Source organism: Pseudomonas cyclaminis (genome assembly GCF_015163715.1).
In the GTDB taxonomy this organism is placed as follows: Bacteria; Pseudomonadota; Gammaproteobacteria; order Pseudomonadales; family Pseudomonadaceae; genus Aquipseudomonas; species Aquipseudomonas cyclaminis.
In genome coordinates this window covers 1-7,442 of the sequence record NZ_JADDUM010000087.1, presented here as the reverse complement: position 1 = coordinate 7,442, position 7,442 = coordinate 1, and the positions used below count along the sequence as shown (strand labels likewise).

The window sequence follows — 7,442 nt, the reverse complement described above, 5'->3', positions numbered from 1 at the left end:
CCCCCGATGGCAGTGGGTCAGTCAATACATGTGCAAACTGACACACCACAATCGGGGTTCAAGCCCCCTCCCACATATGCCCTCATCAGTCTTCGAATTCGCGACGTTCGGCCTCGATAGCTTCGGCCAACGCGCGAGCTTCGTCTTCTTCATCGCTCAACGGCGGCTGTTCGAGCGCGGCGACGGCGGCCAGGAGTTTTTCCCGGGCTTCGGCCACACCGAGGATGTCTTCCTCTGGCTCTGGTTCAGGCTGGGCTTCGGCCTCAGGCTCCGCCGCACCATCGCGCAGCAAATCATCGAAGTCGGTCTTGATGCCCTGCTCCATGTCGTCCAGTTCCAGCAGCAAGGTGTGGAAACTGGTTTCGTCCTTGGGCTCTTCCGGCTCGGCACTGGCATCGGCCAGTTCCTGCAGGCTTGCCGGCACCGGTGCGTCGTCGAAGTCCAGCACCGGCTCGGCTTCCATCTCGCGCAATTCGGCCAGCGGCGGCAAATCGTCGAGGTTTTTCAGGTTGAAGTGGTCGAGAAATACCTTGGTGGTGGCGAACATCGCCGGTTTGCCCGGCACGTCGCGGTAGCCGACGATGCGGATCCACTCGCGCTCCAGCAACGTCTTGACGATATGGCTGTTGACCGCCACGCCCCGCACATCCTCAATCTCGCCCCGAGTGATCGGCTGGCGATAGGCGATCAGTGCCATGGTTTCCAGCATCGCCCGTGAATAACGCTGCGGGCGCTCTTCCCACAGACGGCCGACCCACGGGGAAAATTTCTCACGGATTTGCAGGCGATAACCCGACGCCACTTCGCGAAGTTCAAAGGCGCGGCCTTCACAGGACTTGCGCAAAATCTCCAGCGCCTTTTTAAACACCGGCGGTTCGGGGCGCTCGGCCTCTTCGAAGAGTTCGAACAGGCGCTCCAGGGATTGCGGTTTGCCCGAGGCCAGGAGAAAGGCTTCCAGCAGGGGCGCCAGTTCGCGGGGTTCAGTCAGATTCATCGATTCAGCTCTTTATTCGGCTCGCGCCCGCACGTGGATAGCCGCAAAAGGCTCATTCTGGACCAGCTCGACCAAGGACTCCTTGACCAATTCCAAGACCGCCATAAAGGTCACCACCACCCCCAGGCGTCCTTCTTCCTTGGTGAACAGCTCGACAAACGGCACAAACCCACCGCCCTTGAGGCGCTCCAGCACATCACTCATGCGCTCGCGGGTGGACAGGGCCTCGCGGCTGACCTGGTGGTGTTCAAACATATCGCCACGGCGCAGCACCTCGGCCATGGACATCAGCAATTCTTCCAGGCTCACGTCCGGCAGCAGCTTGCGTGCGCGGGCTTCGGGAGCATCCAGCTTGGGTACCACCACGTCACGGCCCACGCGGCTCAAACCGTCGATACCTTCGGCGGCGGCCTTGAAGCGTTCATACTCTTGCAGACGTCGGATCAGTTCGGCACGCGGGTCGTCTTCTTCGGCCTCGACCGTCTCCGAACGCGGCAACAGCATGCGCGACTTGATCTCGGCCAGCATGGCGGCCATCACCAGGTACTCGGCGGCCAGCTCCAGGCGCACCGACTGCATCAACTCGACATAACCCATGTACTGGCGGGTGATTTCCGCTACCGGAATGTCGAGGATGTTGATGTTCTGCTTGCGGATCAGGTACAGCAACAAATCCAGCGGGCCTTCGAAGGCGTCAAGGAAGACCTCGAGCGCGTCCGGCGGAATGTACAAGTCCAGGGGCATTTCCAGCACGGCCTGGCCGTACACCATGGCAAACGGCAGTTCCTGCTGGGCGCCTGCCTGAGGGTCGACGGTTTCCACTGACGACATTCAGGCCTCGACCATAAACGGAGTCGGATCACCACAGCCCACACGGATCACTTCTGGATCGCCATCGGCCAGGTTGATCACGGTGGAGGCTTTGCCGCCGCCGAAGCCGCCATCGATGATCAGGTCCACCTGCTTTTCCAGCAGCTGGCGCATTTCGTACGGGTCTTCCAGGGGTTCGGTGTCGCCGGGCATGATCAACGACACGCTCATCAGCGGCTCGCCCAGTTCCGCCAGCAACGCCAGGGCAATCGGGTGCTCCGGCACACGCAGGCCGATGGTGCGCTTCTTCGGATGCAGCAGCAGGCGCGGCACTTCGCGGGTGGCGTTGAGAATGAAGGTGTACGGGCCCGGCGTGTGAGCCTTGAGCAGGCGGAAGGTGCCGGTGTCGACCTTGGCGAACAGCCCCAGTTGCGACAGGTCGCTGCAGATCAGCGCAAAGTTGTGCTTGTCGTCCAATTGACGCAGACGGCGCACACGCTCGACCGCGCCTTTGTCGCCGATCTGGCAACCTATGGCATAGGACGAGTCCGTTGGGTAGATCACCACGCCGCCGGCGCGAATGATCTCCACGGCCTGTTTAATCAGGCGCGCCTGGGGGTTTTCCGGATGAATCTGGAAGAATTGACTCACGGGTTCTACCTGTTCAGACGGTGGCAATAATGGGGTCATGCTTGAATCGCCCCCACAAAAGCGGCAAATCTTCCGGGACCTGGCGATACTCGCCGATCTCGGACCAGCCGCCCGGGCCATGAAAGTCACTGCCGGCACTGACCAGCAGACCAAATTCGCGGGCAAGGATCGCCAGGCTGCCGACCTGTTCGGCGGGTTGATGCCCGTTGACCACTTCGATCGCGTGGCCGCCCGCTCCAATATAGTCGCTGATCAGCTTGCGGCGCTTGCTGCGCGTGAAATCGTAATGCCAGGGATGCGCCAGGCTGACCCAGGCCCCGGAGGCCCGCAGGGTCTCGACGGTATCTTCCAGGGTCGGCCAATGTTGCTTCACATCACCCAACTTGCCGGCCCCCAGCCATTTGCGGAAGGCTTCAGCGCGGTCTTTAACAAAACCTTCACGCACCATCCAGTCGGCAAAGTGCGGACGGGCCGGTGCATTGCCGCTGTCACCCAGTTCCTGCTGGATGGCGCGGGCGCCGTCGAGGGCATTGGGCATGCCTTTGAGGGCCAGTTTGCGGCTTATTTCTTCGGACCGCAGCCAGCGGCCGTCGTGCAATTGCGCGATGGCCTCCACCAGCGGCGGGGCTTTCTGATCGAAGCCGTAGCCAAGCACGTGAATGGTCGCGCCGCCCCAGGTGCAGGACAATTCCACGCCGTTGACCAGCTGCATGCCTAACGAATGGGCGGTTGTGCGCGCTTCGTCGAGGCCTTCGAGGGTGTCGTGGTCGGTCAACGCCAGGACTCGCACGCCTTTTTCAAACGCACGCGCAACCAGTACCGCGGGCGCCAGGGCGCCGTCGGAGGCCGTGCTGTGGCAGTGCAAATCAACATTCACGGGAGTGTGTAACCTCAAGTCAGCTGGCGCTTTCGCAACCAAGGATGTTTGTTATTATGCCGCCACATCCAGCTTCTGGCTCTTACTGTGAAACAATTCATCGACTTCATTCCGCTGTTGCTGTTCTTCATCGTTTACAAACTCGACCCTCGGGTCATCGACCTGGCTGGCCATGAGCTCACTGTCGGCGGCATCTACAGCGCCACCGCCGTGCTAATCATCAGCTCTGTCGTGGTCTACGGCGCGATCTTCATCTCCCAGCGCAAACTGGAAAAAAGCCAATGGCTGACCCTGGTCGCGTGCCTGGTTTTCGGCAGCCTGACCCTGGCCTTTCACAGCGAAACCTTCCTTAAATGGAAAGCCCCGGTGGTGAACTGGCTGTTCGCCCTGGCGTTTATCGGCAGCCACTTCATCGGCGACCGCCTGCTGATCAAGCGGATCATGGGCCACGCGCTGACCCTGCCGGAACCGGTCTGGACACGCCTGAACGTAGCCTGGATCGTGTTTTTCATCTTCTGCGGCGCGGCCAACCTGTTCGTGGCCTTCACCTTCCAGCAATACTGGGTCGACTTCAAAGTGTTCGGCAGCCTGGGCATGACGGTGTTGTTCCTGATCGCCCAGGGTATTTACCTGTCGCGCCACCTGCATGACGCCGAGCCTACTACGCCGAAAACCGAGGACTGACATGCTCTACGCAATCATTGCCACTGACGTTGCCAACTCGCTGGAAAAACGCCTTTCCGTACGCCCGGCCCACGTCGAGCGCCTGAAAGTGCTGCAAGCCGAAGGCCGCATCGTACTGGCCGGCCCGCACCCGGCCATAGATAGCAACGATCCGGGCGACGCCGGTTTCACCGGTAGCCTGATCGTCGCCGAGTTCGCCTCCCTGGCCGATGCCCAGGCCTGGGCCAAGGCTGATCCTTATGTCGCGGCCGGCGTTTACGCCGATGTCGTGATCAAGCCGTTCAAGCAAGTCCTGCCGTGACCCATGCTGCGCCGGACACATTGTGTTCGGCGCGCTGCTAATTGCTCATTATTCTCGGTAACCGGCCGACAACAATCTGAATATTCGTGTGGAATCAGGAGTTCCGATGCGCTTACGTCAGTTGTGTCTGTTGGCAGTGTTAACGATCGGGGCTACGGCCCATGCTGAAGAAACCTCGAACACCGGCAGTTCCACGCCGCTGTCCTTGAGTGCCGGCAGCCAGATCAGCGAGTTGCAGCAACGTTTGAAAGAAAGCGAACGCCAGCGTGAAGAACTGAACAAGCAACTGCAAAACGCGGATGCTGCCCGCGAAAGCGCTCAATTGAGTCGCCTTCGTCAAGAGAACCAAAAGCTGACCCAGCAACTCAAAGATTCACAGGGCGGGGCCTTGACCCAATGGCTGACCGAGCAACAGCAATGGTTTGTCACCGGCGGGGCCGTCGCACTGATCGCCTTGCTGTGTGGGATCTTCGCCAGCGGTGGGCACCGTCGCCGTCGACAATGGCTAAATTGAGTGAGTCATGAGCGAGCTGTTACTGATAGATGATGACCAGGAGCTCTGTGAGCTGCTGACCAGTTGGTTGAGCCAGGAAGGCTTTCAGGTGCGTGCCTGTCACGACGGTTTGAGCGCACGCAAGGCCTTGGCCGACAGCGCTCCGGCTGCCGTGGTGCTCGACGTGATGCTGCCCGACGGCAGCGGCCTGGAGCTGCTCAAGCAATTGCGCAACGATCATCCGGAGTTGCCGGTGCTGATGCTTTCGGCCCGGGGCGAACCGTTGGACCGCATCCTCGGCCTGGAACTGGGCGCCGACGATTACCTCGCCAAACCCTGCGACCCACGGGAACTGACAGCCCGCCTGCGCGCCGTATTGCGCCGCAGCCATCCGGCCGCCGTGTCCAGCCAGCTTGAGCTGGGCGACCTGTGCTTCAGCCCGGTGCGCGGCGTGGTCAGTATCGATGAGCAGGAATTCACCCTCACCGTCTCCGAAAGCCGCCTGCTGGAAGCTTTGCTGCGCCAGCCCGGCGAGCCGCTGGACAAGCAGGAACTGGCGCAGATCGCCCTGGGCCGCAAGCTGACCCTGTACGACCGCAGCCTGGACATGCACGTGAGCAACCTGCGCAAAAAGATCGGCCCGCACCCGGATGGCCGGCCACGGATCGTGGCGTTGCGCAGTCGTGGCTACTATTACAGCCTGTAAAGCATCCGATTTTGTGGCCATGCAAAAAGCCCAGCTGAAAGGCTGGGCTTTGTTATTCAAAACAGATTCAATGGGTTTTCATTGCATCGGTAGTGGCTTTAATTATTTCTTTCGCGGCCTCAACACTGATTGGCAAAGGTGCCTGGGAGTCATCCTGATCAGGCTTCGGCCTGTGATGGAAGTACCGCAGCAGAGCTATCAGAAGTAGAGTTGGTACGGTGGAAAGGGACACTATGATTGGAATATCGCCCGTACTGTGCGGGCGAACAGCGGTAAAAAAGTACCAAGTACCCGCTGAAATCCGAATATTCCCCAAGAAAACAAATCCAAGCAGCGATACGTAAAACAGCAAAATCAATGCGACAGTAACATTGGTAAGTCGCTTCTCCCACCTGAAGCGCCAGGACTCTCTCTTCAGGTAGTCACTGATCAGACCAGGATTATCCGCCTCCCCTCCCGCCAAATCGTCGCTGGTATCGTTCATAGAAGCCCGATCGCCTTCAGTCTGAACTCCATTGCCGCCGTCGACACGCCAAAAGCATTCGCCAGTTTTGCAATATCAGTGACTCTCTGCTCAAGAACCATGTGCTTCACCAGTGCAGCAGGCATCAAGAGAGCAGCAGCAAATCGGTTAGCTGCAATCTCTTTAGGATCCCTGGATCTGGCACTGAATTGCTCGGAGGTGTCCCGAGGTGCGTCAAGATCACCATGCACATGATGACCAATCTCGTGTGCAATGGTGAAACGCTGCCGTACCGGAGCATCGAGAAAATTGTAAGTAATCAACGGCTTGCCATTTCGGAAAGAGTAGTGACCACTCTCCGATGGACGCCAACTCTCCCGCTCAAATGGCGTGAGAGCCTTTACTTCTATCCCCATCGACTCAGCGATAACTTTTGGATTGACCGGCAAGCTGCCACTCCAATGGGCGCGCAGGACGTCATCGGCAGTTCTGTACTCCATGCGTCCTCCTTTTACATAGCTGAAAACAATGGCTTTGCGAGCTAAAAATGAGGCCGGATTTTGCACAAGTCAAGTCTCCCCGTCAAATTATAGTTGACACAAATGAATCCACTTGATCCATATAAATAGAGGCAGAACTGTGTTTTTATACAGCCATCCCAGCCGCATTGCCAACCCCTGCATACATACCGTAGCAATACAGCGGCAACTCCTCACATGCGCAGAATTGCACTGAGCCAGCAACGTTCATTACCACTCGAGACGGTGGCGATGCTCCAACAGTTTTGTCAGCTCGCATCAAAACCCTCTTTACCCAAGCTTTACGCTCCCCTGACCGCCGCTGACCTTGCTCTGGGTAATCTACTCACATCCGGACTCACCGGAATAGAGACAGGAGAATCACCATGCGCAAGACCCTTATCGCTTTGATGTTCGCCGCTGCCCTGCCAACCGTTGCCATGGCCGCAATGCCTGAAGGCCCAGGCCCGATGGGCGGTCCTGAAGGCCACATGATGGGCGGCCGGGCCACGGCGGTGAACACGGTCCGCGTGGCAAAGGCGGCCCATTCAGCCAGCTGGACCTGAGCAAGGAACAGCGCCAGCAGATCGGCAAGCTGATGGGCGACCAATGGCACGCTCGCAAAGACCTGACCAAAAAGTACCTGGACAAACTCCCGGCCGCTGACCAGAAAGCCATGCAGGATGAAATCGCCGCCGGCAAGCAGAAAACCCAGGCCGATATCCGTGCCGTGCTCAAGCCTGATCAGCAGAAGCAGTTCGACGAGATCGTCAAGAAACAGGAACAGCGCCGCGCCGAGTGGAAGGAATTCCAGGCCTGGAAAGCGCAACAGCCGCAAAAAGCGCAATAATGCCCCCGCGTTAACGCTCCCAGCCCAGTGGCCCCCGCCACTGGGCTTTTCCTGTTTGAGGGTTTCCTGTGCGTTCATTGTTCTGGCGCATCCTG

10 protein-coding genes and 1 pseudogene are annotated in these 7,442 nt (G+C 59.1%); 5 read left to right on the top strand and 6 right to left on the bottom strand.

The genetic code is table 11. The features are described 5' to 3' along the window. Positions 1-85: 85 nt before the first annotated feature. From scpB to IQK56_RS12335, 4 genes are read right to left on the bottom strand one after another with little or no spacing between them, the layout of a single operon-like run. Complete coding sequence (gene scpB, locus IQK56_RS12350; protein ID WP_122305129.1) at positions 86-994, bottom strand: SMC-Scp complex subunit ScpB; 909 nt, start codon at positions 992-994, stop codon at positions 86-88. Positions 995-1,006: 12 nt separating this feature from the next. Next, the gene (locus tag IQK56_RS12345) at positions 1,007-1,765 is read right to left on the bottom strand and encodes a segregation and condensation protein A (RefSeq protein WP_183140427.1); all 759 of its coding nucleotides are present in this window, start codon (positions 1,763-1,765) and stop codon (positions 1,007-1,009) included. A 60-nt stretch (positions 1,766-1,825) separates the two neighbouring features. Further along, on the bottom strand, positions 1,826-2,455 hold the full coding sequence (locus tag IQK56_RS12340; protein ID WP_122305130.1) for an L-threonylcarbamoyladenylate synthase: 630 nt from the start codon (positions 2,453-2,455) through the stop codon (positions 1,826-1,828). 13 nt (positions 2,456-2,468) lie between these two features. Beyond that, positions 2,469-3,332, bottom strand: a complete 864-nt coding sequence (locus tag IQK56_RS12335; protein ID WP_122305131.1) for a PHP domain-containing protein — start codon at positions 3,330-3,332, stop codon at positions 2,469-2,471. A gap of 87 nt (positions 3,333-3,419) precedes the next feature. On the opposite strand from IQK56_RS12335, the gene IQK56_RS12330 reads away from it, so the two are divergent. From IQK56_RS12330 to IQK56_RS12315, 4 genes are all read left to right on the top strand, one after another. Next, positions 3,420-4,016, top strand: a complete 597-nt coding sequence (locus IQK56_RS12330; protein WP_150675623.1) for a septation protein A — start codon at positions 3,420-3,422, stop codon at positions 4,014-4,016. 1 nt (position 4,017) lies between these two features. Beyond that, on the top strand, positions 4,018-4,317 hold the full coding sequence (locus IQK56_RS12325) for a YciI family protein (protein WP_122305133.1): 300 nt from the start codon (positions 4,018-4,020) through the stop codon (positions 4,315-4,317). A 106-nt stretch (positions 4,318-4,423) separates the two neighbouring features. Then, a complete protein-coding gene (locus IQK56_RS12320) occupies positions 4,424-4,831 on the top strand; it encodes an SH3 domain-containing protein (protein WP_122305134.1) in 408 nt (135 codons plus the stop codon). Positions 4,832-4,838: 7 nt separating this feature from the next. Next, positions 4,839-5,516 carry a response regulator transcription factor gene (locus IQK56_RS12315; protein WP_049711772.1) on the top strand — a complete coding sequence of 226 codons (678 nt, stop codon included), beginning with the start codon at positions 4,839-4,841 and terminating at the stop codon, positions 5,514-5,516. A gap of 67 nt (positions 5,517-5,583) precedes the next feature. On the opposite strand, the gene IQK56_RS12310 is transcribed toward IQK56_RS12315, so the two are convergent. Together IQK56_RS12310 and IQK56_RS12305 are read right to left on the bottom strand one after the other, a co-directional pair. Beyond that, complete coding sequence (locus IQK56_RS12310) at positions 5,584-6,000, bottom strand: hypothetical protein (RefSeq protein WP_122305135.1); 417 nt, start codon at positions 5,998-6,000, stop codon at positions 5,584-5,586. Continuing rightward, complete coding sequence (locus IQK56_RS12305; RefSeq protein ID WP_147479000.1) at positions 5,997-6,545, bottom strand: ImmA/IrrE family metallo-endopeptidase; 549 nt, start codon at positions 6,543-6,545, stop codon at positions 5,997-5,999. The genes IQK56_RS12310 and IQK56_RS12305 overlap by 4 nt, the downstream gene beginning before the upstream one ends. 338 nt (positions 6,546-6,883) lie before the next feature. Between IQK56_RS12305 and IQK56_RS12300 the strand changes: the two are divergent. Then, positions 6,884-7,347 (top strand): annotated as a pseudogene (locus IQK56_RS12300) (LTXXQ domain protein). Positions 7,348-7,442 lie beyond the last annotated feature (95 nt).